The sequence below is a fragment of the Halomonas cerina genome (assembly GCF_014192215.1).
GTDB classification, from domain to species: domain Bacteria; phylum Pseudomonadota; class Gammaproteobacteria; order Pseudomonadales; family Halomonadaceae; genus Halomonas; species Halomonas cerina.
Genome location: NZ_JACHXP010000009.1, coordinates 24,482 through 46,969, shown reverse-complemented (window position 1 = coordinate 46,969; position 22,488 = coordinate 24,482). Strand labels below are relative to the sequence as shown.

Genomic DNA, 22,488 nt, shown 5'->3' with positions numbered 1-22,488 from the left:
ATCACAGGAGGGGTCAATGCAGTCAGGGGTTCAAGCACCCACACAGGCCGAACTCGAGGTCTGGAACGCACAGCTCAAGGCCGTCGGCGAGGAGTACCAGGCCTTGATGCAGGACTTGCTGTCACGGATGGTGCCCAACGATGCGTCGGAGTCCATCTATGCGGACATGCGCAATAGCTTCCAGGCCGGCGCCGAATCGCTGATGGCCAACCCCGCCCTGCTATGGCAGACCCAGGCCCAGCTGATGCAGGACCAGTTCCAGCTATGGCAGAACGGCCTCAAGGCCATGGGCGGCGAAAGCCCCGACCCCTTGATCGCGCCCGACAAGGGGGACCGGCGCTTCAGGGACGAGGCCTGGACCAGTGACCCCTACTACCTGATGCTCATGCAGCAGTACCTGCTGTTCTCTCGCCAGATCGAGGAGTTGATCGACAGGCTCGAGGGGCTGTCGGTGGACCAGAAGCGCAATCTCGCCTTCTATGCGCGACAACTGGTCAACGCCATGTCACCGACCAACTTCGTCACCACCAATCCCGAAGTGATGCGCCTAACCCTGGAGACCCGTGGCCAGAACCTGATCGACGGCCTGGCCCGGCTGCGCGAGGACCTGGCGAACTCCGCCGATGGGCTCAGCGTCACCATGACCGATCGCAGTGCCTTCGAGGTCGGTGACAATATCGCCGTTACCCCCGGCGCGGTGGTGTTCGAGAACGAGCTGATGCAGCTGATCCAGTACACCCCGACCACCGAGCAGGTCTTCAAGACCCCGCTGCTGGTCGTGCCGCCGTGGATCAACAAGTACTACATCCTCGATCTGCGCCAGGACAACTCCCTGGTCAAGTGGCTGGTGGACCAGGGGCACACCGTCTTTTTGATCTCCTGGCGCAACCCCGGCCCCGAGCAGCGCGACCTGAACTGGGCCGACTACATGCAGATGGGGCCCATCGCCGCCATGGAGGCCATCGATCAGGCCACCGGCGAGAAGTCGGTGAACCTGATGAGCTATTGCATCGGCGGCACCCTGGCGGCTTCCACCATCGCCTACCTCACCAGTACCCGTCGTGGCCGCAAGGTCAAGTCGTCGACCTACATGACCACCCTGATCGACTTTCGCGATCCGGGCGAGCTAGGCGTCTTCCTCAACGAGACGGTGCTCTCGGGGCTCGAGGACAAGCTGGAGCAGGATGGCTATCTGGATGGCCGGGTGATGGCCTGTACCTTCAACCTGCTGCGTGAGAATGACCTCTTCTGGTCCTTCTACATCAACAACTACCTGAAGGGAGACATCCCCGCGCCCTTCGACCTGCTCTACTGGAACACCGACGGCACCAACCTGCCGGCCGGTACCCACGGCTGGTATCTGCGCAACATGTACATGGAGAACCGACTGGTGCAGCCCGGTGGCATCGAGCTGGACGGGGTCAAGATCGACATGCGCAAGGTCTCCACCCCCAGCTACTTCATCTCCACTCGCGAGGACCATATCGCCAAGTGGAACAGCACCTATTACGGCGCCCTGCTGCCCAAGGGGCCGGTCAAGTTCGTGCTGGGCGGCTCCGGACACATCGCCGGCATCGTCAATCCCCCCCACAAGAACAAGTACGGCTACTGGACCAACGATGCGCTGCCGGAAACCGCCGAGGAGTGGCTGGAAGGCGCCGAGAAGCAGGAAGGGTCCTGGTGGCCACACTGGCAGCAGTGGATGACCGACAACGGCTATGCCGACCCCGAGAAGCGAGTGCCGGCTCGCCAGCCTGGTGAGGGGGAGCTCCAGGTCCTGGAACCGGCGCCGGGGCGCTATGTGAAGACGACGATTCCCGAGGTGATCGGGGAGCGCCCAGCGCCCAGCGCCTAGCGCCCTTCGGGCAGCGCCGAGCGCCAAGCCACTCAGTGACGGGGGGCAGGTGCCGAGGCAGAAAACAGGAACCCCCGTTGGATCGAATCCGGCGGGGGTTCTTTGTGGGCTTCAGCTGCGTAGCCTTGGCCGCTTGGCGCTTTACCCTCGGCGCGATATTCCCGGCAGCACCATCAGGGCGGCCAACAGCCAGACCGGCCAGCTGCCGGTTCGGGTAAAGGGGGTCAGGCCTTCCATGGGAACGACCGTGCCTTCCAGGGTCGCGACCTCGAACTGGGGCGCGCGGGCCGTCACCCGCCCCTGTGAGTCGATGAGGGCGGTGACGCCGTTGCTGGTGGCACGCACCACCGGACGGCCGTTCTCCAGGGCGCGCAGCCGGGCCATCTGCAGATGCTGTTGCGGGCCGAGTGAGGCCCCGAACCAGGTGTCGTTGGAGACGGTGAGCAGCAGCTCGGCCGAACGGGCCCGCTCGGCCACCAGGTCGGCATAGATGATTTCATAGCAGATGGCGTTGCCGATGATGGTGCCGGCGGTTCGGATCGGTGTCGGCGTGCCGGCGCCGGGGGTCATGGCCGGCATCGGCAGGTCGAAGAAGGCGATGGCCCCGCGCAGCAGCGATTCCAGCGGCAGGTATTCGCCGAAGGGCACCAGGTGCTGCTTGCGGTACTCACCTCCTCCGTCGCCCACCTCGATGACGCTGTTGTAATAGCGTCCCTCGCCGTCGCGCTGCAGGATGCCGGTAAGCAGGGCGGTCTCCGGGGGCAGTAGGGTCTGGGCACGCTCGAGGATCGGCCGGGCCTGGTCCTCAAACATCGGCAGGGCGGCCTCGGGCCAGATGACGAGGTCGAAGCTGTCCTCGAGATCGGCAGTGAGCGACAAGTAGGTAGTGGCAGCGCGGCGCTGTCCCTCGGGACTCCACTTGATGAGCTGTGGCAGGTTGCCTTGCAGCAGGGCTACGCGCAGCGGCTCGCCCGCGGGCGCCGTCCACTGGGTCGGCAACGCCAGGGGTACCAGCCACAGGGCGACGAGGGGGATGGCTGCCCAGAAGCGCCGGCACAGCAGTTCCACGCCCAGGGCACCGGTGAGGGCCACGATCAGTGACAGCAGGTAGACCCCCCCGACCGGCGCCCAGGGGGCCAGCGGCGAATCGACCTGACCGCTACCCAGCAGCAGCCAGGGAAAGCCAGTGAACAGCCAGGTGCGCAGCCACTCACCCAACACCCAGGCGCCGGCGAAGGTGAGCGGGGCCAGGCGGGGGCCGGTAAGGCGGCGGTAGAGCCACAGCGTGACCACGAAGAACAGCGACAGGCCCACCACGAACAGGGCAGTAAGGGCGGCGGCCAGCGGTATCCCCGTATAGCCGTAGTCATGGATCGAGACGTAGACCCAGGAGGCCCCGGAGCCGAACAGGCCGATGCCATAGCAGAGGCCGCGCAGGGCCGCCTGGCGGGGTGTCAGGGCGGGCAGGCCGGCATAGACGAGCGCGGCGGCCACCGGGGCAAGCCACCAGAGGGCGAAGGGAGCGGCGGAGAGGGTCGTGAAGCCCCCGGCCACCAGGGCCGCCAGGCAGCCCAGGGTCGGGGAGAGGCGCGGCGCGGGCATGGTGTCCATCCTTGGTCGACGAGGCATCACTCCTCGCGGTTTTCGTCCCCGGGGCTGACCTCCAGCAGGCGGATGCGTCGGTTGTCGGCGTTAAGCACGGTGAAGCACCAGCCGCCGATTTCGGTGTGCTCGCCGCGCCCCGGCAGGTGGCCGAAGCGCTGCATGACCAGGCCGCCGAGGGTATCGAATTCCTCGTCGGAAAAGCGGGTCCCGAAGCGCTCGTTGAAGTCCTCGATCGGCGTCAGGGCACGGATCGCATAGCGGTCATCGCCGAGCTCACGGATGTCCGCCTCCTCGTCGGTGTCATGCTCATCCTCGATGTCGCCGACGATCTCCTCGAGGATATCCTCGATGGTCACGATGCCTGCCGTGCCGCCGTACTCGTCCACCACCACGGCCATGTGGTTGTGGGTATCACGGAACTCCTTGAGCAGGCTGTTGAGCCGCTTGGATTCGGGCACGAACATCGCCGGGCGCAGCACTTCCTCGAGCTGGAAGGGCAGGCCGTTGTCCTGGCCGTTACGCAGCAGCGGCAGCAGGTCCTTGACCAGCAGGATGCCCTTGACCTCGTCGAGGTTCTCGCCGATCACCGGGTAGCGGGAATGGCCGGTCTCCAGAATCACCGGCAGATATTCCTCCAGCGGCTGATCGAGGGCGATGGCGTTGATCTGAGAGCGCGGGATGAGTACCTCGCGGACCTGCTGGTCGCTGATGTTCAGCGCGCCCTCGATGATCATCATGGCGTCCTGCTCGAGCTTGAGACGGGTGCCTGCCTGGCGCAGGAATTCCAGTAGCTCGTCCCGGGAGCTGGGCTCGTCGCTGTCGCTGGACAGGGCGCTGAACAACTTCTCGAGCCAGGACTTGTTGCCCTGGCCGGTCGATCGGTCTTCGTTCATGCGTCGGCTCTCTTGTCCTCGGTATCGGAATCGCGATGGGAGGGGCTCGGCGTCGCGTAGGGGTCGGCGATGCCCAGGCCGGCAAGGATCGCCCGTTCCAGGGCCTCCATGGCCTCGGCCTCGTCGTCCTCGAGATGGTCGTATCCCAGCAGGTGAAGAGTACCGTGAACCACCATATGAGCGTAGTGATCCCGGGCCGTCTTGTCCTGATCCCGAGCCTCGGCGAGGACCACGGGATGGCAGATCACCAAGTCGCCGAGCAGCGGCAGGTCGATCTCGGATGGACACTCGAAGGGAAAGGACAGCACGTTGGTGGGCGTGTCCCTGTCCCGGTAGTCGCGATTCAGCGCCCGGCTCTCCTCGGCATCGACCAAGCGCACGGTGAGTTCTGCGACCGGGGCGATATCGGTATGACAGGCCAGCACGGCGGCGACCCAGGTCTCGAGCTCGGCTTCATCGGGCAGGCCCTCGCCGGCATCGAGGGCCACCTGACGGTCGACCGTCACCTCGCTCATGAGTCGTTCCGTTCGCTGCCACGGTCGAGGCGCTCCTGGCGCTCCTGCTCGCGCTCCTCGCGGCGGGCCCGGACCTGGGCCTCCTGCTCGGCCTCGAAGAGATCATAGGCCTCGATGATGCGCTGCACCAACGGGTGGCGCACCACGTCCTTGGCGGCGAAGTGGGTGACGCCGATCCCCGGCGTGTCCTTGAGCACCTCGAGCACCTGGATCAGCCCCGAGGTCTGGCCACGGGGCAGGTCCACCTGAGTCACGTCGCCGGTGATCACCGCGGTGGAGCCGAAGCCGATGCGGGTCAGAAACATCTTCATCTGTTCGCGGGTGGTGTTCTGGCTCTCATCGAGGATGATGAAGGCATTGTTCAGGGTGCGCCCGCGCATGTAGGCCAGCGGGGCGATCTCGATCACCTGGCGTTCGATCAGCTTGGCCACCTGCTCGAAGCCGATCATCTCGTAGAGGGCGTCATAGAGTGGCCGCAGATAGGGGTCGATCTTCTGAGCCAGGTCCCCGGGCAAGAAGCCGAGCTTCTCGCCGGCCTCCACCGCCGGGCGTACCAGCAGGATGCGGCGCACCTCTTGCTGGTTGAGGGCCTCCACCGCCGCGGCTACGGCCAGATAGGTCTTGCCGGTGCCGGCCGGGCCGATACCGAAGTTGATGTCGTGGGCGCGGATACTCTGCACATAGCCCTGCTGGTTGAGGCCGCGGGGCTTGATCAGGGCGCGGGGCGTGCGCAGCAGCACCTCGTCGTCGGCGTCTCCCTCGTCCTCCTCCAGGGCCTGAAGACCGGATTCCTGGAGAAAGAGGTGCACGGTGTCCGGCGTCAGGTCGCTGACCTCGGCCTCGCGGTAGAGATGCTCGATGACGTTGGCGGCGGCCTTGACCCGGTTGGCCGGGCCAGCCAGCTGGAAGGTGTTGCCGCGGTTGCGCAGGGTGATGCCGAGCCGGGCCTCGATCAGCTTGAGATGTTCGTCGCGCTGGCCGCAGAGGTTGGCCAGGCGGCGCGGGTCGTTGGGCTCGAGGTTCAGCGTGATAATGCGATTGGCCGGAGAGGATGGCTGGCTCAAGACAGGAGGGTCCGTGCGTTGATGGGTGATCACCTTCAGCTTACTGCCCCGGCGGCTGCCGGGGCAATGCATAGTGAGACGTCAGTAGCGCTCGGGAGAGGCGAGCTCGCCGCGCAGGGAGTTAGGCAGCGCCTCGGTGATCGCCACGTCGACGAAGTAGCCGATCAGGTCGAAGGGATTGGCGGCACGGAAGTTGACCACACGGTTGTTCTCGGTGCGCCCGGAGAGCTGGCCTGGGTCCTTGGGCGAGAAGCCGGTGACCAGGATGCGTTGGGTGCTGCCCACCATGCGGCGACTGATCTGCATCGCCTGCTGGTTGATGCGCTCCTGGAGGATCGCCAGACGCTGCTTCTTGAGGCTCTCGGGGGTCTCGTCGGCAAGGCTCGCCGCCGGGGTGCCGGGACGCGCCGAGTAGACGAAGCTGAAGGAGTGATCGAAGCCGATGCGATGGATCAGGTCCATGGTGGCCGCGAAGTCTTCCGTGGTCTCGCCGGGAAAGCCGACGATGAAGTCCGAGGAGAAGCTGATGTCGGGGCGCAACGCACGGATGCGCTCCATCTTGTCGACGTATTCCTCGACGGTGTGGCCGCGCTTCATGGCGGCCAGTACCCGGTCGGAACCGGCCTGGACGGGCAGGTGCAGGTGGCTGACCAGCTCCGGGATCTCGGCGTAGGCCTCGATCAGGCTGTCGGAGAACTCCACCGGGTGGGAGGTGGTGAAGCGGATGCGGTCGATGCCCTCCACGGCGGCCACGCAACTGATCAGCTCGGCCAGGTCGATCTCGTCGCCGAGTTGGTTCTCGCCGCGGTAGGCATTGACGTTCTGGCCCAGCAGGTTGATCTCGCGCACGCCCTGGTCGGCCAGGTGGATGACTTCGTCCATCACTGCCTCGAAGGGTCGCGAGACCTCCTCGCCGCGGGTGTAGGGCACCACGCAGAAGGTGCAGTACTTGGAGCAGCCCTCCATGATGGAGACGAAGGCGGTGGCGCCGTCGGAACTCGGCTTGGGCAGGTGGTCGAACTTCTCGATCTCCGGGAAGGTGACGTCGACCACCGAGATCTGGTCATGGCGCCGCGAGTCGAGCATCGACGGGACCCGATGCAGGGTCTGGGGGCCGAACACCATGTCCACGTGGGGCGCGCGCTTGCGCAGGGCCTCGCCTTCCTGGCTGGCCACGCAGCCGCCGACGCCGATCACCAGCTCCGGGTTGGCCTCCTTGAGCTTCTTCCAGCGACCAAGCTGGTGAAAGACCTTCTCCTGGGCCTTCTCGCGGATCGAACAGGTATTGAGCAGGATGACGTCGGCTTCGCGCTCATTGTCGGTGAGCTCCAGCTGGTGGGATGCGCCGAGCAGGTCCGCCATGCGGGCGGAATCGTACTCGTTCATCTGGCAGCCGTGCGTTTTGATGAAGAGTTTCTTCGCCATAGGAATAGGTCGCGCGCTGTACGCCCGACGTGTGCACCGTTGGATGGACATTCGGAGTCGGGGAACAGAGTCGGGCTCCCCGGGAAGAGACCCTGTAGTATACGCGGGGTATACCGGGGCGGCCAGTGCCTCCGGGTCGCCAGGCACCGTCCTGTGGTAGGCTTTGACCATTTCCGGGCGGCGGATGCAGGGGTCGTCTGGTCAAAAGATGATCGAACTGTCGACAGGGTGTCTGGCATGCCGGCTGGCCAGGGGTTTCCAGCGGTTTTCCCGGCACTTTTCCACAGCCAATGTGGATGAGTGCTGTCCGTTCGATGCTCATCACCCTCGTGGCCGGCGATATGCCTGGCTGCGGGACCCGGTCATCCTCCCCATCGCGGTCACCTCAAGAGCCCGGCACAGTCAGGAAACGGCATGATGATGCAACACTACAAGTCACTCATATCACTGGGCGTGATACTCGGGGCCCTGGCCCTGCCGCTGCACGCGCAAGAAGCCGAGGAGGATCCCCAGCGCTGGGTCTCCGACGAATTGACCACCTATGTGCGCAGCGGTCCCACCGATGGCTACCGGATCGTCGGCACCCTAAGCGCCGGTGAGCCGGTGACCCTGCTCGAGACCCGCGACGACTACGCTCGGGTACGCAGCGAGAGCGGCGACGAGGTCTGGGTGCCCAGCCGTGAGCTCCAGGAGGCGCCCAGCGCGCAGGTGCGCCTGCCCGAGCTCGAGGCGCGGGTGGCCACCCTCACCGAGCGACTCGCCAGTATCAACGAGACCTGGGAAGGACGGCTGGCGGCGATGACCGACACGCTCAGGCTTCGGGAGCAACGTATCGCCGAACTGGAGGCGCACAACCACCGCCTCGAGCGCGAGCATGAGCAGTCCCGGGCGACGATCCGCGACCTGCAGGCTCGTCTGGATACCCGGAAGGAGGATCTGCTGATGCGCTACTTCATGTATGGAGGCGGCGTGGCGGGGGCCGGCCTGCTGGTGGGCCTCATTGTGCCCCACCTGCCGCGTCGGCGTCGCAAGCGCGATCGCTGGTTTTGACATGGCAAACGACTGGCTGAAACGCTGGCGGGAGGGCCGCATCGGCTTTCATCGTGACGCGACCCACCCCGCGCTGGTGCGCCACTGGCCGGCGCTGGGGATCAAGCCGGGTACCAAGGTGCTGGTGCCCTTGTGCGGCAAGAGCCTGGACATGCGCTGGCTGGCGCGCCACGACCATCCGGTGCTGGGCATCGAGCTGGCCGAGACGGCCATCCAGTGTTTCCTGGCCGAGGGGCAAGGCGAGGTCTCTCGCTACCGGCAGGCCGGCTTTTCCGTATGGCGACAGGGCAGTGTGGAGCTGTGGTGCGGCGACTTCTTCCACTTCCATATCGAGCAGGCGGCCGAGATCGGTGCCTTCTATGATCGGGCGGCACTGATTGCTCTGCCCGAGGCGACCCGCCAGCGCTATGCCTTCCATCTGGCCCAGCTGATCCCTCCCGGTTCGCGCGGGCTGTTGATCAGTCTGACTCGGGCGCCCGGCGACGAGGGAAGAGGGCCGCCCTTCGGTGTCGCCGCCGAGGAAGTCCGGGAACTCCTGACGCCCAACTTCGTCGTTACCCACCTGGAGGACGGCGAGCCGGAGGCGGGCAGCGGGTTTCGTGAGAGTGTCTGGGCCCTGGAGCGTCGCGGTCCACGGACGTGAGGGCCGGGTCGATGGACACAGCCGGAAGCGAGCAGGGCGCCCTCCATGGGGCGCCCTGCCGTCGTGCCGTGTCGGAGGCTCAGCGTGCCAGCAGGCGGCCCAGTTCCGGATCGCGGAAGGCGCGGTCCAGGGTGTCGGAAAGCAGCGCCTCCACCATGCGGGTGTTGGCGGCCTCGTCGGGACGCAGGGCGTAGCTCTGGGTTCGCCGGGCAGTATAGGTGCCGGTGTAAGTGGTGCCCGCGTTGACCGCCTCGGCGACCAGCACGGCCTCGAGGCGAGCCTCGTCGATGACCGGCCGGCTCGCACCGCGCCCGTAGCCCAGGTGGTCGAGGGTGAGGGTCAGCCGGGGGCGGCCCTCGGCCGGCTCGGCGACAGGGGTGAACCCCATCTCGCGCACCGCGCGTTCGGCCTCGGCCTGCAGCAGGGGCACCAGCTGGTGGGACTCGACGGTGATCACTGCCGTGGACATGGCGGTGCCGGTGCGCGTGCCGATGATGTCGCTGTCGCGCCCGTCCGCGGCGGTCACCGTGACGGCCTGCCCCTGGCCGGACACCGGCACCGGGGTAGTGCGTTTCGGCTCGGGCTGAAGATAGTGGGGACTGGCACAGCCGGCCAGCCAGCCTGCGGCAAGCAGCAGGGCGGCGACCCGCGGCAGCGGTCGGCGGCGCATGGCGCATCTCCCGATCTTGACGAAAGGGTCGAGTATAGCGTTCTGTCATCGGGTCGTGGAAGCGGGGGCGGGACTCAGAGGTTACACTGTGAGCAGAGAGGGCGCTCACGATGATCCGAACCGCTGTTGCTGAGGACCTTCCGGTCCTCGTTGATATCTGGCGTCGCGCCGCACTGCACGCCCATGACTTTCTGCCGGCGGCCTTCTGGGAAGCGCGTGTCGACGACATGGTGACACGTCGGCTGCCTGGCTGCGAGATCCTGGTGCTGGATGCCGGCGGGCGGGTGCTCGGCTTCGCTGCCCTGGACGGAGACCACCTGGATGCCCTCTACGTGGAGCCCGATGTCCAGAGCTTCGGCTACGGCGCCCAGTTGCTGGCCCACGCCATGCAGGGGCGCCGGCGCATCACCCTGGATGTCTACACCCGTAATGTGCGAGCCGTCTCCTTCTATCATCGCATGGGCTTTACCGCCATAGGGGAGCAAGCCGACCCCGACAGTGGGGAAAGCGAGACGCGCATGGAGTGGTGTGCCGAGCCTTCGGCGATGGCATGATGGTGACGGCCGGCCCGGGCAGGGGCGGCGACATGGCTGGTAGAATGTCGGCCATCGTGACACAGCAGCGGAAGACCCCATGACCGATATGCCCCGCGACTTCCTCATCGCCCCCTCGATCCTCTCGGCCGACTTCGCCCGTCTCGGTGAGGAGGTCGACGACGTCCTGGCCTCCGGCGCCGACATCGTCCACTTCGACGTGATGGACAACCACTATGTCCCCAACCTGACCATCGGGCCCCTGGTCTGCGAGGCGCTGCGCCGGCATGGCGTGACCGCGCCCATCGATGCCCACCTGATGGTCAAGCCGGTGGACCGGCTGATCGGTGATTTCATCGATGCCGGGGCCAGCTACATTACCTTCCATCCGGAGGCCTCCGATCATATCGACCGCTCCCTGCAGCTGATCCGCGACGGGGGCTGTCGGGCCGGCCTGGTATTCAACCCGGCCACGCCGCTCACCCATCTCGACCATGTGATGGACAAGGTCGACATGGTGCTGCTGATGAGCGTCAACCCGGGCTTCGGCGGCCAGTCATTCCTCCCCGGCACCCTGGACAAGCTGCGCGAGGCGCGCCGTCGCATCGACGCCTCGGGGCGGGATATTCGTCTGGAGATCGATGGGGGCGTCAAGGTCGACAATGTCACCGAGATCGCTCGCGCCGGCGCCGATACCTTCGTCGCCGGCTCGGCGGTGTTCAATCAGCGCCGCGAGGATGACCCGCATCGCTACGACAGCGTGATCCGCGACTTCCGCCGGGCCCTTGCCGAGGCCTGAGCCATGGCTGTTGAGCCCGCGGCCGTCTGGCACCTCTACGTGATCGAGATGGCCAGCGGTGCCCTCTACACCGGTATCACCACCGATGTCGACCGGCGCCTGGCCGCGCACCGGGCCGGCCGAGGGGCCAAGGCGCTGCGCGGCAAGGGGCCGCTGGTGCTGGTGCACCGGCAGTGCGTGGGAAGCCGCAGCGAGGCGCTGCGGCTCGAGGCGGCCGTCAAGAAGCTGTCGGCGGCGCGCAAGCGACGCTGGTTGGCCCAGCCCGGCGCATGATGCCGCGCCACGGAACCTCCCTCGACCTGGCGCGATCGAGGGAGAGGGTCAGTGCAGCTTCATGCGCGGCCTGAGGAAGCGGTTCAGTCCATCCACCACGACCGTCATGCCGGTCTTGACCGCGCCATGGATGGCGAACTGGTGCATGCGGTAGAGCGAGGCATAGAACACCTTGGCCAGGCGTCCCTCGACGAACAGGCTGCGAGCCGAGGCGCCCCGCATCAGACTACCGATGGCTTCGAAGTGGGCCAGCGAGATCAACGAGCCCCGGTCACGGAAGGTGAAGTCCGTGAGCGGCTTGCCGTCCAGGGCGGCACTCAGGTTGTGGTACAGCCGTGTCGCCTGCTGGTGGGCGGCCTGAGCCCGCGGTGGCACCGGCTTGCCGTTGTCCTGGAGGCAGCTGGCGCAGTCGCCGAAGGCGAAGATGCGCTCGTCGTCGACGCTCTGCAGGCTACGCTGGACCTTGAGCTGGTGGTTGCGCTCGGTGGCCAGTCCCAGCTCGGATAGGAAGGCCGGCGCCTTGATGCCGGCGGCCCAGACGTTCAGGTCGGTCTCGATGCGCGTGCCGTCGGCGGTAACGAAACCACGCTCGTCGGCCTGGGTGACCCGGGTATCGACATGCACATGCACGCCGAGCCGCTCCAGTTCGCGATGCACCGCCTTGTGGATACGCTCGGGCAGTACTGGCAGGATGTTGGGGGCCGCCTCGATGAGGTGCACCTCGAGCTGGCCGCTGTCCAGTGAGGTGAAGCCGTAGCTGTTGAGCATCTTCGAGGCGCCGTAGAGCTCGGCGGCCAGTTCCACGCCGGTGGCGCCAGCACCGACGATGCCCACCGTTAGCTTGGTGTTGGCGCGCCGCTCGGGATCGCTGTAGCGCAGGAAGGTATTGAGCATGTCATGACGGAAGGCCTCGGCCTGGTGGGGGCTATCCAGGAAGTGGCAGTGCTCGGCCACGCCGGGGGTCCCGAAGTCGTTGGAGACGCTGCCCAGCGCCAGCACCAGGTAGTCGTAGTCGAGGTGGCGCGAGGGCAGCACCACGTTGTCGTCACCGTCGACGATCGGGGCCAGGGTCAGGGTGCGGTTCTCGCGATCCAGGTCACAGAGAGTGCCGCGCTGGAACTGGTAGCCGTGGGCCTTGGAATGGCCCTGGTAGGAGACCTCGTCGAGGCCGGAATCGAGTACGCCGGTGGCGACCTCGTGGAGCAGCGGTTTCCAGATGTGGGTGGGGTTGCGGTCGACGAGCACGATCTCGGCGCGCTTGCGCTTGCCGAACTGACGGCCGAGCCGGGTCACCAGCTCGAGTCCGCCCGCGCCTCCGCCGACCACCACGATACGTGGTAGGGTCATGCGAGACTCCTGACAGAAGGTGGAAAGGGGACATCCGTGACACGGATCGCCTGGGTCAGGGTGGGCGGCTCGATGCGCGTGGTTGGCCTCGGGGCGAGGCGCCCACAGCGACGACGGGCATGAGGGCTCACGACCTGGTGATGGCGACGTCTGTTCTCTAGGATATGCTTCTTGCGCGGCGATGCCTATGCCTCTAGCCGCCTATTCGCAAGATTTTTTAGTAATATTACATGCATGTCGTGGTCAGTGCTCGCCGCGCCACCTCTTTTCCGAGCCTGTTTCGTTCAAGGAATGTGTCATGCACCCGCTGTTGTTCGGCATCCGCCTGGTGGTCTTCGATCTCGACGGCACCCTCGTCGACTCCGTCCCCGACCTGGCCGCGGCGGTGGACGCCACCCTGGCCGACCTCGGCCTGCCGCCGCCGGGCGCGGCGAGGGTGCGTGACTGGGTGGGCAACGGATCGCTCAAGCTGATGGAACGCGCCTTGGCCGATGCGCGGGGCGTCGCCCCCGACGAGGCCCTGCTCGCGCGGGCCCATGACGGCTTCCTCGCCCACTACGGCCGCGCGCCGAGCGCCCGCACCCGGCTCTATCCGGGGGTCCGGGAGGGCCTGGCGGCGTTGCACGGCCGGGGCCTCCCCTTGGCGCTGGTGACCAACAAGCCGAGCGCCTTCATCGCCCCGATCCTGGCCGGGGTCGGCCTCGAGGCATATTTTGGCCTGTGCCTGGGGGGCGACAGCCTGGCCCGCAAGAAGCCCGATCCTGCCCCGCTGCGGCATGCGGCGGCTCACTTCGAGGTGGCGCCCGCGGCGAGCCTGATGGTCGGGGATTCGCGCCATGATATTGCGGCGGGCAAGGCGGCCGGCTTTCGCACCCTGGCGCTGCCCTATGGCTATAACCATGGCGAGCCGGTGGCCGACAGCCGGCCCGACGGGATAGTTGAATCGCTGGCCGATCTCGTTTAGTGTGATTCGATATAGGCTATAAGCAAAATAGAATCGATAATTTTTCGCTATAGCGCGTCGCTTGACCGCTTCGTCTCGTTGGACTCATCTCGATGGACAGCCGCATGACGCTGGATGCCTTCCTGCCCTTCGACGCCGGCCCTGGTCCGGCCGTCGTCGCCCCGTTTCCGCCGCACGCCGTGACCGGCGGCTGGCGATGGTGATGCTCGCGCCCTGAGGCGGCAGGTGCCGCCGCACGCCTCCCCATCGTTGCATCTCCGAGCGAGGACACGGTCATGATGACCCCCGAACGTTTCCGCGAGCTGGTTGATGCCGGCTATAACCGCATCCCGGTCACCCGCGAGGTACTGGCCGATCTCGACACGCCCTTGTCCACCTACCTGAAGCTGGCCGACGAGCCCTGGACCTTCCTGCTCGAGTCCGTGCAGGGGGGCGAGAAGTGGGGGCGCTACTCGATCATCGGCCTGCCGTGCCACGAGCGCATCGAGGTGCGGGGCTTCACCATTACCCATGTCGTCGATGGCGAGGCGCAGGGGGCCGTCGAAGTCGAGGATCCGCTGGCCTGGATCGAACGGTTCCAGGCGCGCTTCCGGGTGCCGCGCCTGGACGAACAGCCACGCTTCGACGGGGGCCTGGTGGGCTACTTCGGCTACGAGACGATCCGCTACATCGAGCCGCGCCTGCAGGGCGTCGTGAAGCCCGATCCCATCGGCGTGCCGGATATCCTGCTGATGGTCTGCAACGAACTGGTGGTGTTCGACAACCTCTCCGGCCGGTTGACGCTGTGGACCCATGCCGATCCCGCCGAGCCCGAGGCGTATGAACGCGCCGTGGCACGCCTGGCGAGTCTGGAGACGCGCCTGCGCCGCACCGCCCTGGACACCGCGAGCCCCGGCACCGGCCGGGCCGCGGTGGAGGAGGGGCACTTCTCCTCGGGGTTCACCGAGGCGGGCTTCAAGGCCGCGGTGGAGCAGATCAAGGAGTACGTGCTGGCCGGGGATGTCATGCAGTGCGTGCCTTCCCAGCGCATGTCGATCCCCTACCAGGCGCCGCCGCTCGACCTCTATCGTGCCCTGCGCAGCCTCAATCCTTCGCCCTACATGTTCTACTTCGACCTGGGTGATCATCAGGTGGTGGGTTCCTCGCCGGAGATCCTCACCCGCCTGGAGGACGGCGAAGTCACGGTACGGCCCATCGCCGGCACCCGCAAGCGGGGCCACAGCGAGGCGGAGGACCTGGAGCTGGAAGCGGACCTGCTGGCCGATCCCAAGGAACTCGCCGAACACCTGATGCTGATCGACCTGGGGCGCAACGACGTGGGGCGCATCAGCGAGACCGGCTCGGTCAGGGTCACCGACAAGATGGTGGTGGAGCGCTACTCCCACGTCATGCACATCGTGTCCAACGTCACCGGGCGCCTACAGCCTGGGCTCTCGGCCATGGACGTGCTGCGCGCCACCTTCCCGGCCGGTACCGTGTCCGGGGCGCCGAAGATCCGGGCACTCGAGATCATCGACGAGGTGGAGCCGGTCAAGCGTGGCGTCTACTCCGGCGCCCTGGGCTACCTTTCCTGGCACGGCAACATGGACACGGCCATCGCCATCCGCACCGCGGTGATCAAGGACGGTGAGCTCCACGTGCAGGCCGGGGCCGGCATCGTCGCCGACTCCGACCCCGAGCTCGAATGGCAGGAGACCCTGAACAAGGGCCGCGCCATCTTCCGCGCCGTGGCCATGGCCGAGCATGGCCTGGACAACCTCGAATGACCCCTGAACTGCCGGCCCGCGCCGTGTCGGGCCCTGCCGGAGAGCGAGCCATGTCCGTGCTGATGATCGACAATTACGACAGCTTCACCTACAACGTCGTGCAGTATCTGGGGGAGCTGGGCGCCGAGGTGGCCACCTACCGCAACGATGCCATCACCCTGGAGGCGATCGAGGCGCTCTCGCCCAGCCACCTGGTGATCTCCCCGGGCCCTTGCACCCCCAACGAGGCGGGGCTCTCCATGGCGGCCATTCGCTACTTCGCCGGCCGCCTGCCGATCCTGGGGATCTGTCTGGGGCACCAGGCCATCGGCCAGGTCTACGGCGGTCAGGTGGTGCGCGCGCCCCAGGTGATGCATGGCAAGACTTCGCGCATCCGCCACACCGGGCAGGGGGTGTTCGCGGGGCTCGAGGATCCCCTCGAGGTGACTCGCTATCATTCGCTGGTGGTGGCGCGCGAGGGCCTGCCGGACTGCCTGGAAGTCTCCGCCTGGTGCGATGACGATGACGTCACCCCGGGCGTGATCATGGGCCTTCGCCACCGTGAGCTGGATATCGAGGGGGTGCAGTTCCACCCCGAGTCGATCCTCACCCGCCAGGGCCATGCGCTGCTGGCCAACTTTCTAGAACGTCGCCCTCAAGCGCCGCTGGGCCGTGCCTGATTCGAGGAGAACATGATGCAGATGCGAGACGCCCTCGGCGCCCTGATGCGCCGCGAGGACCTGACCTTTGACGAGACCCACGCCATCATGCAGCGGATCATGACGGGTGAGGCCAGCGATGCCCAGGTCGCCGCCTTCCTGATGGGCATGGCGATCAAGGGCGAGAGTGCCGAGGAGATCAGTGCCGCCGCCCAGGTGATGCGCGAGCTGATGAAGCCGGTCCGGGTCCATGCCGAGAACCTGGTGGACATCGTCGGCACGGGCGGTGACGGCGCCAACCTGTTCAACGTCTCCACCGCGGCGAGCTTCGTGGTCGCCGCCGCCGGCGGCCACGTGGCCAAGCACGGCAATCGCGGGGTCTCCTCGTCCTCGGGCAGTGCCGATCTGTTTTCCGTCGCCGGCATCGACCTGGACCTGGAGGCCGACCAGGTCGCGCGCTGCATCGAGCAGGTCGGCGTGGGCTTCATGTTCGCCCCCAATCATCACCCGGCGATGCGCCATGCCATCGTGGCGCGTCGCGAGATGGGGGTGCGCACCCTGTTCAACATCCTCGGGCCACTGACCAACCCGGCCGGTGCCCCCAACCAGGTGCTGGGGGTCTATGCCCCCGAACTGGTGCCACTGATGGCCGAGGTGCTTCGACGCCTGGGCAGTGAGCATGTGCTGGTGGTGCATGCCCAGGACGGCCTGGACGAGATCTCCCTGGCTCGGCCGACCCAGGTCGCCGAGCTCCGAGAGGGCGAGATCCGCGAGTACAGCATCGCCCCCGAGGACTTCGGCATCGAGCGCCATTCGCTGGACCCGCTGCGCGTCAAGACCGCCGAGGACAGCCTGCGGCTGGTGGAGAAGGCGCTGGTGGGCGAGGGACCGGCAGCCGATATCGTGGCGCTCAATGCCGGCGCGGCGCTCTACGCCTCCGGGGTCGCCGACAACCTCGCCGAAGGGGTGACCATGGCCCAAGATGCCCAGGATGCCAAGCTGGCCCTGGAGAAGCTCAGGGAACTCGCCAACTTTACCCGGGTATTCGCCCAATGAACCCGCCGTCGCTATCGAGGAGAGCGCCATGACCGAGGCCACTCCCACCATCCTGACCCGCATCCTGGCGCGCAAGGACGCCGAGGTCACCGAGCGTCGCCAGGCGGTGTCAGAGGCCGAACTGCTCGACCTGGCCCGCCGGCAGAGTGCCCCGCGTGGCTTCATCGCGGCCCTGGACGCGTGCATCGACGAGGGGGACCCGGCGGTGATCGCCGAGGTCAAGAAGGCCTCGCCCTCGAAGGGCGTGATCCGCGAGGACTTCCGCCCCGCCGAGATCGCCGCCAGCTACGCCGCGGGAGGCGCCGCCTGCCTGTCGGTGCTGACCGATGCCGACTTTTTCCAGGGCCACGAGGACTACCTGATCGAGGCCCGGGAGGCCTGTCTGCTGCCGGTGATCCGCAAGGACTTCATCGCGCACGACTACCAGGTCAGCGAAGCCCGGGCCATCGGTGCCGACTGCATCCTGCTGATCGTCGCCGCCCTGGACGACGCTCGCCTGGCCGACCTGTACCAGCAGGCGGTGGAGCTGGGCATGGACGTGCTGGTGGAGGTCCATGACGTCCACGAGCTGGAGCGGGCGCTCAGGCTCGACCTCGCCCTGGTGGGCATCAACAATCGCGACCTGCACACCTTCGACACCCGCCTCGAGACCACCCTGGAGCTGCTGCCGCGGATCCCGGCTGGCGTCACCGTGGTCACCGAGTCGGGTATCCACACCCGCGACGACGTGCTGCGCATGCGCGAGCACGATGTCCACGGCTTCCTGGTCGGCGAGGCCTTCATGCGCGAGGACGAGCCCGGCGAGGCGCTGCGCCGGCTGTTCTTCTAGAAACCGAGCTCCACGCCGGCGTAGAAGGTGCGCCCGGCGGCGGGCTCGAAGAAGCGCCCGCCGAAGGCGTTGATGCGCACGTTCTCGAAGTAGGCCGTGTCGAGCAGGTTGCGGATGCCTAGGTTCCAGGCCAGGCGCGTGTCGCCGCCGCCTAGCCGCCAGGCATCGCCGCCGCGCAGGTTGATCAACCAATAGTCGTCCACCGCTACTTCGTTGGCGTTCTCGGCGTAGTAGTCGCCGGTGTACTGGGCCTCCAGGGTGGCGAAGCGCTGGCCGTCGCCGTACCAGGTCAGGGCGTTGTGCCACACCTGGCGGGGTTGTCCCGGCAGGCGGTTGCCGGCGATGTCCTGGCCGTCGTCCTCGAAACGCTCGAAGCGGTAGTCGGCGAGCGTCAAGGCACTCGTCCCGCGCCAGGCGAGCGACGGGCTCCAGTCCAGGCCCAGCTCAATGCCGTCCCGCGAGGTGCGGCCGGCGTTCTCGAAGAAGGTGCGCCCGTCGGTGGCCTCGAAACCGATCAACTCGTCGTCGACGTCCACCGAGAAGGCCACCAGTTCGTAGCGCAGGCCGTTGCCGAAGACGCCGCGCAACCCCACCTCACGGTTCAGGGCCTGCTGGGGCTCGACCGCCGGGTTGAAACCGCCGCCTCCGTCCGGCCGGGCGAACTCGGTGAAGGTCGGCGTCTCGAAGGCGTTGCCGAGGGTGGCATAGACTTGGTGGTCGGGCTGATAGCGATAGCTCAGGCCCAGACTGCCGGTCCACTCCCGGAAGGTGCGCTCCCCGCTGTCATCACGGCCATCCGCAAGGAAGCGGTCGTCGATGGTCATGCGCACCCGGTCATGGCGCAGCCCGGCGCTCAGCTCGAGCCGTTCGGTAAGGCCCAGCTCGCCCTGCACGAAGACCCCCGCCGCGGTGGCGTTCTGCTGCTCGTCGGCGGTCCTGCCGATCACTGCGCCTTGGCCATCCACGGCCCGACGGCCACGATCGTCCTCCTGGCGCGCCAGGTCGATGCCGGCGACGTAGCGCAGAGGTTTGTCGACCAGAGTGCCGGCCCCGGTGTAGTCGGCCCCGCCGCCATAGTAGAGGCGCGCGTAGTCGATCAGGCTGCTGCCGGGGAAGGGCAGTTGCTGCTCGAAGTCCCGGCGGCTGACGAAGCCGCGAAGCTCGAGCTCGCCACTCGCGAAAGCGCGGTCCGCGTAGTGCAGCCCGACCAACTGCTGCGTCACCGTCTGGCCCGAATCCAGCGCGATGGCCACGTCGCGGGCCTGGCGCGGGTCCTCGGCGGCCTCCTCCCGGGTGAGGGCGCTGGGGTCCTCGGCGGTGGGCATGTCGAGCAGGTTGACCAGCGCCGAGAGGGTGCGATCGTCATCCAGCCGGTAGCCGACCCGGGCGTTGAGCAGGCGCTTCTCCACCGCACTCTGCTGGCGATAGCCGTCGAAATCCAGCGCCGAGACGCTGACGCTGTGCACCCAGTCGCCGCGCTCACCGCCCTGGCGCAGGGAGAGCTTGGTGAAGTCATCGCTACCGCCCTGAAGCCGGATCACCGGGGAATGGCGCAGCTCGCTACCGTCGCCGGTGGTGATGTCGATCACCCCGCCGGCGGCATTGCCGTAGAGCACCGAGGCGGGGCCGCGGATCACCTCGATGCGCTCGGCGCTGTCCAGATCCACGGCATCGATCTGCGCCTGGCCGTCGGGAAGGGTGTAGGGGATGCCGTCGACGCGGATATGCAGCCCGCGGATGCCGAAGGTGCCCCGCGCACCGAAGCCCCGGCTGGAGATGCGCTGGCCCTGGGCGAAATTGTCGCGATTCTGCAGGAAGACCCCGGGGACTCGCACCAGCGCCTCGTCCAGCCGGACCCCCTGCTGGCCCCGCCGGATTTCCTCGCGGGTCACTACCGAGACCGCCGCTGGGGTCTCAACGAGGCTGCGTGCCAGGCGCGGCACGCTGATGGTGATGGTGGGCAAAGCCTCGGGTGCGGCGTCGTCTCCCGTGGGCTCGGGCTGAGCCCAGGCGATGGGCACGACCACTAGTCCTGCCAGCCACAGAGGCGTCAAGCGATAGCGCATGGCACACGCTCCTTGTGTCGGTTCGAGATCCTTCACCCTAGGGTAGCGTTGATGGTGAACCTCCTCGCCCGCGTTGCCGTTTGATCTTGCCCATCAAGTCGCCGAGAAGGAACGCCATGGCATAAACGACCTCTTCTCGACTCATGTGCCTCTGGTGCCACATTTCGACCGCTTCTAGGCTGAATCATGCAGACTCACCCTCAGCCGCGAATGATCGGAGGCAGAAGATGGTCAAGACAAATATTCCCGAGGGGTTTTCGGACATGATGCGCTTCGGGCTGGTCGAGGCGCTCACGGGTCGACGGAGTCGCCGATTCTTCCGTGGGGCGGACATCCCCGACGGGGTGCTTGCCTACACCTCGAAGCATGCGCCGATGCCGTTGTCGGAGTTGGAGACGCTGCTGGTGGTCACCGCCTGCGCCGGCAATACCGGCTGGCACAACATGATCTATCGCGCGGAAATCTATGCCCCGCACCTGTCGAACTATGCCGGCTCGGCCAGCGGCCGCACCTTTCCCTCGGCTGCCGGCTTTCACACCTCCAAGACCTTCTTCACCGACGATGCGGGGCTCTACGTACTCGACAATCGCGACACACCGCCCCCGGTCGAGCGGGACGCGGACGGCCGGTCTGATGTGGAAGGCCTCCTCGAGGGGCTACGGGCCAATATACGCAAGTTGCAGGACGGCCGCCTCGGCCTGCCCTGCGAGGTGCCGCATATTGAGGCGCACAACACCTGGGTCGCGAACCGGCCCGGCACGCTCCTGGTCATCCCCGTCGGCGACCTGGCCCAGCATGTCATCCTGAATCTCTGCTATCTCTTGCAGAATGGCCAGGTGATGATGGATGACGTGAACGGCCGTACCATCCCGGGCGTCGAGCAGTTCTCGGCCCTCGCCGATATGGATGATCCGCTGCCGTTGACCTTTGTCGAGCAGCTCTCATTGTCCGAGCTGACCGCCGAGCTTTCGACAAGCTGTTATGCCGGGACGCTGATGTTGCAGGCGATGGGGCTTGGCGGCTGGATGTTCAATGGCATCAACCCGTTGTCCATGCTAGGCGCGAGTGGCGATCCCGAGGTGCCCGGTCTCGGTTTTCGCTTCGACGAGGACGACCGCTGGGCGCTGCCCAACGTGACCGGGCGCGAGGGCGTGATGGAGGCGTGCTGTCCGCCACATTACCCCGACATGCGAGCGGCGGTCGAGGCGGTGGTCGAGCGCAAGTTCGGCCCGGGCGGGCCTTTCAATGAACAGACGCCGGGTCCGTGGAAAGATACCCCCCGTGTCCGCCGAGCCGCCCAGCGGCATGATGCGGCTTTCCGGGACTGTGTTGCGCTACAGGCACAGTACGTCTTCGATACCTTCGGCAAGTTTCCCGGCACCGTGCCCTCGATCTACCTGATGCCCTATCTTCAGGCGCATCATCTGGATCTCGATTTCTACGACACCTTCTTCCACCAGGGCGCCTATCTTGAGACCCACGCCCAGCATATGGAACGCTGGCATCCCAATTAAGCGTATAGCGATTGAATAGCCACAGAATCCCCGTCAGCACGAGGCTCACCAGGATCAGGGTAATGAGGAGGAAGCAGCCGGCACGGCGTTCCCCTTACGCCGGAAACGGGATAGCGCTTATCACAGCATTGTCATGTCTTTCTCGCAATGCTGTGCCGTCTTCTATACTTGTCAGTGTCCGAAAGGCTCTCTGGTTACTGTCGGTAACAAGGATTGACAGAAAAAAACAATGACCGTTTTCGGCACAGTGGCTCGGATGACCAGTAGCTTGAACCCCGGGGAGCAATAGAAAACGAAAGTACTTGATTAAGCGTTATTTTAATCTGAGGTATTACCATGAAGATGCTCACAAATGCTTCGCTGGCCGTGCTGATTGGTGCATCACTTCTGTCTTCCTCCTATGCCATGGCACAAGGGGGGCAAAGCACGATAGGTCCCAAAGAAGGCGATCAGGAGTTCGCCCTTTCCGGTACCGGTAGCAGCGACAAGGACTTCGACAGCAGCAGCTTTGGTATTTCCGGCGACTACGGTTGGTACCTGTCCGACCGCACCTTGGCCGGTATTCGCCAGAGCATCAACTTCGCCGACGTGGAAGGCGAGGATCTGTCGGACGACTTCTGGAACGGTAGCACTCGCGGCTTTGTCGATTACCACTTCGGCCAGGGCGCGGCCCGTCCCTTTGTGGGGGCCTCGATCGGCGGTATTTACGGTGACGGCGTGAATGACACCGGTATCGCCGGCTTGGAAACCGGCCTCAAGTACTATCTGCTGGCCACCACCTTTATTCAGGCCAGGGCCGAGTACCAGTTCCTGTTCGATAGCAGTGATAGCGCCGAAGACAACTTCGACGATGGTGCCTGGGCCTATACCTTCGGTATGGGGCTCAACTTCTGAGGATCAGGAGTGACTCCATAACCAAGCAGCCCCTGCCGGGGGCTGCTTTTTTTATGGTGCGCCAGACATGGCGTTGGGCACACAAGACC

General features: G+C 66.2%; 21 protein-coding genes. 13 read left to right on the top strand and 8 right to left on the bottom strand.

Translation table 11 applies throughout. The annotated features are described in order from the left end of the window. Positions 1-16: 16 nt before the first annotated feature. Positions 17-1,855, top strand: coding sequence for a class I poly(R)-hydroxyalkanoic acid synthase (gene phaC, locus FHR94_RS10265; RefSeq protein WP_183325623.1), 1,839 nt, complete (start codon positions 17-19; stop codon positions 1,853-1,855). A 141-nt stretch (positions 1,856-1,996) separates the two neighbouring features. Here phaC and lnt read toward each other — a convergent pair whose 3' ends face one another. From lnt to miaB, 5 genes are all read right to left on the bottom strand, one after another. Next, positions 1,997-3,457, bottom strand: coding sequence for an apolipoprotein N-acyltransferase (lnt, locus tag FHR94_RS10260; protein WP_183325622.1), 1,461 nt, complete (start codon positions 3,455-3,457; stop codon positions 1,997-1,999). 26 nt (positions 3,458-3,483) lie between these two features. Further along, positions 3,484-4,353 carry a CorC family transporter gene (locus FHR94_RS10255; protein ID WP_183325621.1) on the bottom strand — a complete coding sequence of 290 codons (870 nt, stop codon included), beginning with the start codon at positions 4,351-4,353 and terminating at the stop codon, positions 3,484-3,486. Beyond that, the gene (gene ybeY, locus FHR94_RS10250) at positions 4,350-4,868 is read right to left on the bottom strand and encodes an rRNA maturation RNase YbeY (protein WP_183325620.1); all 519 of its coding nucleotides are present in this window, start codon (positions 4,866-4,868) and stop codon (positions 4,350-4,352) included. Before ybeY ends, FHR94_RS10255 begins: the two co-directional genes overlap by 4 nt. Beyond that, on the bottom strand, positions 4,865-5,932 hold the full coding sequence (locus FHR94_RS10245) for a PhoH family protein (protein ID WP_183325619.1): 1,068 nt from the start codon (positions 5,930-5,932) through the stop codon (positions 4,865-4,867). Before FHR94_RS10245 ends, ybeY begins: the two co-directional genes overlap by 4 nt. Before the next feature lie 81 nt (positions 5,933-6,013). Further along, positions 6,014-7,357 carry a tRNA (N6-isopentenyl adenosine(37)-C2)-methylthiotransferase MiaB gene (gene miaB, locus FHR94_RS10240; RefSeq protein ID WP_183325618.1) on the bottom strand — a complete coding sequence of 448 codons (1,344 nt, stop codon included), beginning with the start codon at positions 7,355-7,357 and terminating at the stop codon, positions 6,014-6,016. A 420-nt stretch (positions 7,358-7,777) separates the two neighbouring features. Here miaB and FHR94_RS10235 point away from each other — a divergent pair, with 420 nt between their 5' ends. Both FHR94_RS10235 and FHR94_RS10230 read left to right on the top strand, forming a co-directional pair. Continuing rightward, positions 7,778-8,407 carry a TIGR04211 family SH3 domain-containing protein gene (locus tag FHR94_RS10235; RefSeq protein WP_425485369.1) on the top strand — a complete coding sequence of 210 codons (630 nt, stop codon included), beginning with the start codon at positions 7,778-7,780 and terminating at the stop codon, positions 8,405-8,407. A 1-nt stretch (position 8,408) separates the two neighbouring features. After that, on the top strand, positions 8,409-9,050 hold the full coding sequence (locus FHR94_RS10230) for a thiopurine S-methyltransferase (protein WP_183325617.1): 642 nt from the start codon (positions 8,409-8,411) through the stop codon (positions 9,048-9,050). A 79-nt stretch (positions 9,051-9,129) separates the two neighbouring features. Here the strand turns inward: FHR94_RS10230 and FHR94_RS10225 are convergent, their stop codons facing one another. Then, positions 9,130-9,720: a YajG family lipoprotein gene (locus FHR94_RS10225; RefSeq protein WP_183325616.1), complete on the bottom strand. Its 591-nt coding sequence runs from the start codon at positions 9,718-9,720 to the stop codon at positions 9,130-9,132. Positions 9,721-9,830: 110 nt separating this feature from the next. Here FHR94_RS10225 and FHR94_RS10220 point away from each other — a divergent pair, with 110 nt between their 5' ends. From FHR94_RS10220 to FHR94_RS10210, 3 genes are all read left to right on the top strand, one after another. Next, the gene (locus tag FHR94_RS10220) at positions 9,831-10,274 is read left to right on the top strand and encodes a GNAT family N-acetyltransferase (protein WP_183325615.1); all 444 of its coding nucleotides are present in this window, start codon (positions 9,831-9,833) and stop codon (positions 10,272-10,274) included. 79 nt (positions 10,275-10,353) lie between these two features. Then, on the top strand, positions 10,354-11,052 hold the full coding sequence (gene rpe, locus FHR94_RS10215; protein ID WP_425485366.1) for a ribulose-phosphate 3-epimerase: 699 nt from the start codon (positions 10,354-10,356) through the stop codon (positions 11,050-11,052). 3 nt (positions 11,053-11,055) lie between these two features. Next, complete coding sequence (locus tag FHR94_RS10210) at positions 11,056-11,325, top strand: GIY-YIG nuclease family protein (protein ID WP_183325614.1); 270 nt, start codon at positions 11,056-11,058, stop codon at positions 11,323-11,325. Positions 11,326-11,373: 48 nt separating this feature from the next. Here the strand turns inward: FHR94_RS10210 and FHR94_RS10205 are convergent, their stop codons facing one another. Continuing rightward, entirely contained in the window at positions 11,374-12,672 is a 1,299-nt protein-coding gene (locus FHR94_RS10205) for an NAD(P)/FAD-dependent oxidoreductase (RefSeq protein WP_183325613.1), read from the bottom strand. Between the two features lie 298 nt (positions 12,673-12,970). On the opposite strand from FHR94_RS10205, the gene FHR94_RS10200 reads away from it, so the two are divergent. The 5 genes from FHR94_RS10200 (at position 12,971) to trpC (ending at position 17,925) form a co-directional block, all read left to right on the top strand. Then, complete coding sequence (locus tag FHR94_RS10200; protein ID WP_183325612.1) at positions 12,971-13,636, top strand: phosphoglycolate phosphatase; 666 nt, start codon at positions 12,971-12,973, stop codon at positions 13,634-13,636. Positions 13,637-13,914: 278 nt separating this feature from the next. Further along, complete coding sequence (gene trpE / locus FHR94_RS10195; RefSeq protein WP_183325750.1) at positions 13,915-15,402, top strand: anthranilate synthase component I; 1,488 nt, start codon at positions 13,915-13,917, stop codon at positions 15,400-15,402. A gap of 50 nt (positions 15,403-15,452) precedes the next feature. Then, entirely contained in the window at positions 15,453-16,061 is a 609-nt protein-coding gene (locus FHR94_RS10190) for an anthranilate synthase component II (protein WP_183325611.1), read from the top strand. Positions 16,062-16,076: 15 nt separating this feature from the next. Next, positions 16,077-17,096, top strand: a complete 1,020-nt coding sequence (gene trpD, locus FHR94_RS10185; RefSeq protein WP_183325610.1) for an anthranilate phosphoribosyltransferase — start codon at positions 16,077-16,079, stop codon at positions 17,094-17,096. 28 nt (positions 17,097-17,124) lie between these two features. Continuing rightward, the gene (gene trpC / locus FHR94_RS10180; protein ID WP_183325609.1) at positions 17,125-17,925 is read left to right on the top strand and encodes an indole-3-glycerol phosphate synthase TrpC; all 801 of its coding nucleotides are present in this window, start codon (positions 17,125-17,127) and stop codon (positions 17,923-17,925) included. Here the strand turns inward: trpC and FHR94_RS10175 are convergent. Then, positions 17,922-19,991, bottom strand: a complete 2,070-nt coding sequence (locus FHR94_RS10175) for a TonB-dependent receptor family protein (RefSeq protein ID WP_183325608.1) — start codon at positions 19,989-19,991, stop codon at positions 17,922-17,924. The two genes, trpC and FHR94_RS10175, sit on opposite strands and share 4 nt — an antisense overlap. 227 nt (positions 19,992-20,218) lie before the next feature. On the opposite strand from FHR94_RS10175, the gene FHR94_RS10170 reads away from it, so the two are divergent. Together FHR94_RS10170 and FHR94_RS10165 are read left to right on the top strand one after the other, a co-directional pair. Then, on the top strand, positions 20,219-21,505 hold the full coding sequence (locus tag FHR94_RS10170) for a hypothetical protein (protein ID WP_183325607.1): 1,287 nt from the start codon (positions 20,219-20,221) through the stop codon (positions 21,503-21,505). Between the two features lie 336 nt (positions 21,506-21,841). After that, positions 21,842-22,399 carry a hypothetical protein gene (locus tag FHR94_RS10165; protein ID WP_183325606.1) on the top strand — a complete coding sequence of 186 codons (558 nt, stop codon included), beginning with the start codon at positions 21,842-21,844 and terminating at the stop codon, positions 22,397-22,399. Positions 22,400-22,488 lie beyond the last annotated feature (89 nt).

Bases quoted from the DNA above. Each gene is read 5' to 3' on its own strand.
- phaC (WP_183325623.1), top strand. From the start codon at position 17: ATGCAGTCAGGGGTTCAAGCACCCACACAGGCCGAACTCGAGGTCTGG.
- lnt (WP_183325622.1), bottom strand. From the start codon at position 3,457: ATGCCCGCGCCGCGCCTCTCCCCGACCCTGGGCTGCCTGGCGGCCCTG.
- FHR94_RS10255 (WP_183325621.1), bottom strand. From the start codon at position 4,353: ATGAACGAAGACCGATCGACCGGCCAGGGCAACAAGTCCTGGCTCGAG.
- ybeY (WP_183325620.1), bottom strand. From the start codon at position 4,868: ATGAGCGAGGTGACGGTCGACCGTCAGGTGGCCCTCGATGCCGGCGAG.
- miaB (WP_183325618.1), bottom strand. From the start codon at position 7,357: ATGGCGAAGAAACTCTTCATCAAAACGCACGGCTGCCAGATGAACGAG.
- FHR94_RS10235 (WP_425485369.1), top strand. From the start codon at position 7,778: ATGCAACACTACAAGTCACTCATATCACTGGGCGTGATACTCGGGGCC.
- FHR94_RS10230 (WP_183325617.1), top strand. From the start codon at position 8,409: ATGGCAAACGACTGGCTGAAACGCTGGCGGGAGGGCCGCATCGGCTTT.
- FHR94_RS10225 (WP_183325616.1), bottom strand. From the start codon at position 9,720: ATGCGCCGCCGACCGCTGCCGCGGGTCGCCGCCCTGCTGCTTGCCGCA.
- FHR94_RS10220 (WP_183325615.1), top strand. From the start codon at position 9,831: ATGATCCGAACCGCTGTTGCTGAGGACCTTCCGGTCCTCGTTGATATC.
- rpe (WP_425485366.1), top strand. From the start codon at position 10,354: ATGACCGATATGCCCCGCGACTTCCTCATCGCCCCCTCGATCCTCTCG.
- FHR94_RS10210 (WP_183325614.1), top strand. From the start codon at position 11,056: ATGGCTGTTGAGCCCGCGGCCGTCTGGCACCTCTACGTGATCGAGATG.
- FHR94_RS10205 (WP_183325613.1), bottom strand. From the start codon at position 12,672: ATGACCCTACCACGTATCGTGGTGGTCGGCGGAGGCGCGGGCGGACTC.
- FHR94_RS10200 (WP_183325612.1), top strand. From the start codon at position 12,971: ATGCACCCGCTGTTGTTCGGCATCCGCCTGGTGGTCTTCGATCTCGAC.
- trpE (WP_183325750.1), top strand. From the start codon at position 13,915: ATGACCCCCGAACGTTTCCGCGAGCTGGTTGATGCCGGCTATAACCGC.
- FHR94_RS10190 (WP_183325611.1), top strand. From the start codon at position 15,453: ATGTCCGTGCTGATGATCGACAATTACGACAGCTTCACCTACAACGTC.
- trpD (WP_183325610.1), top strand. From the start codon at position 16,077: ATGCAGATGCGAGACGCCCTCGGCGCCCTGATGCGCCGCGAGGACCTG.
- trpC (WP_183325609.1), top strand. From the start codon at position 17,125: ATGACCGAGGCCACTCCCACCATCCTGACCCGCATCCTGGCGCGCAAG.
- FHR94_RS10175 (WP_183325608.1), bottom strand. From the start codon at position 19,991: ATGCGCTATCGCTTGACGCCTCTGTGGCTGGCAGGACTAGTGGTCGTG.
- FHR94_RS10170 (WP_183325607.1), top strand. From the start codon at position 20,219: ATGGTCAAGACAAATATTCCCGAGGGGTTTTCGGACATGATGCGCTTC.
- FHR94_RS10165 (WP_183325606.1), top strand. From the start codon at position 21,842: ATGAAGATGCTCACAAATGCTTCGCTGGCCGTGCTGATTGGTGCATCA.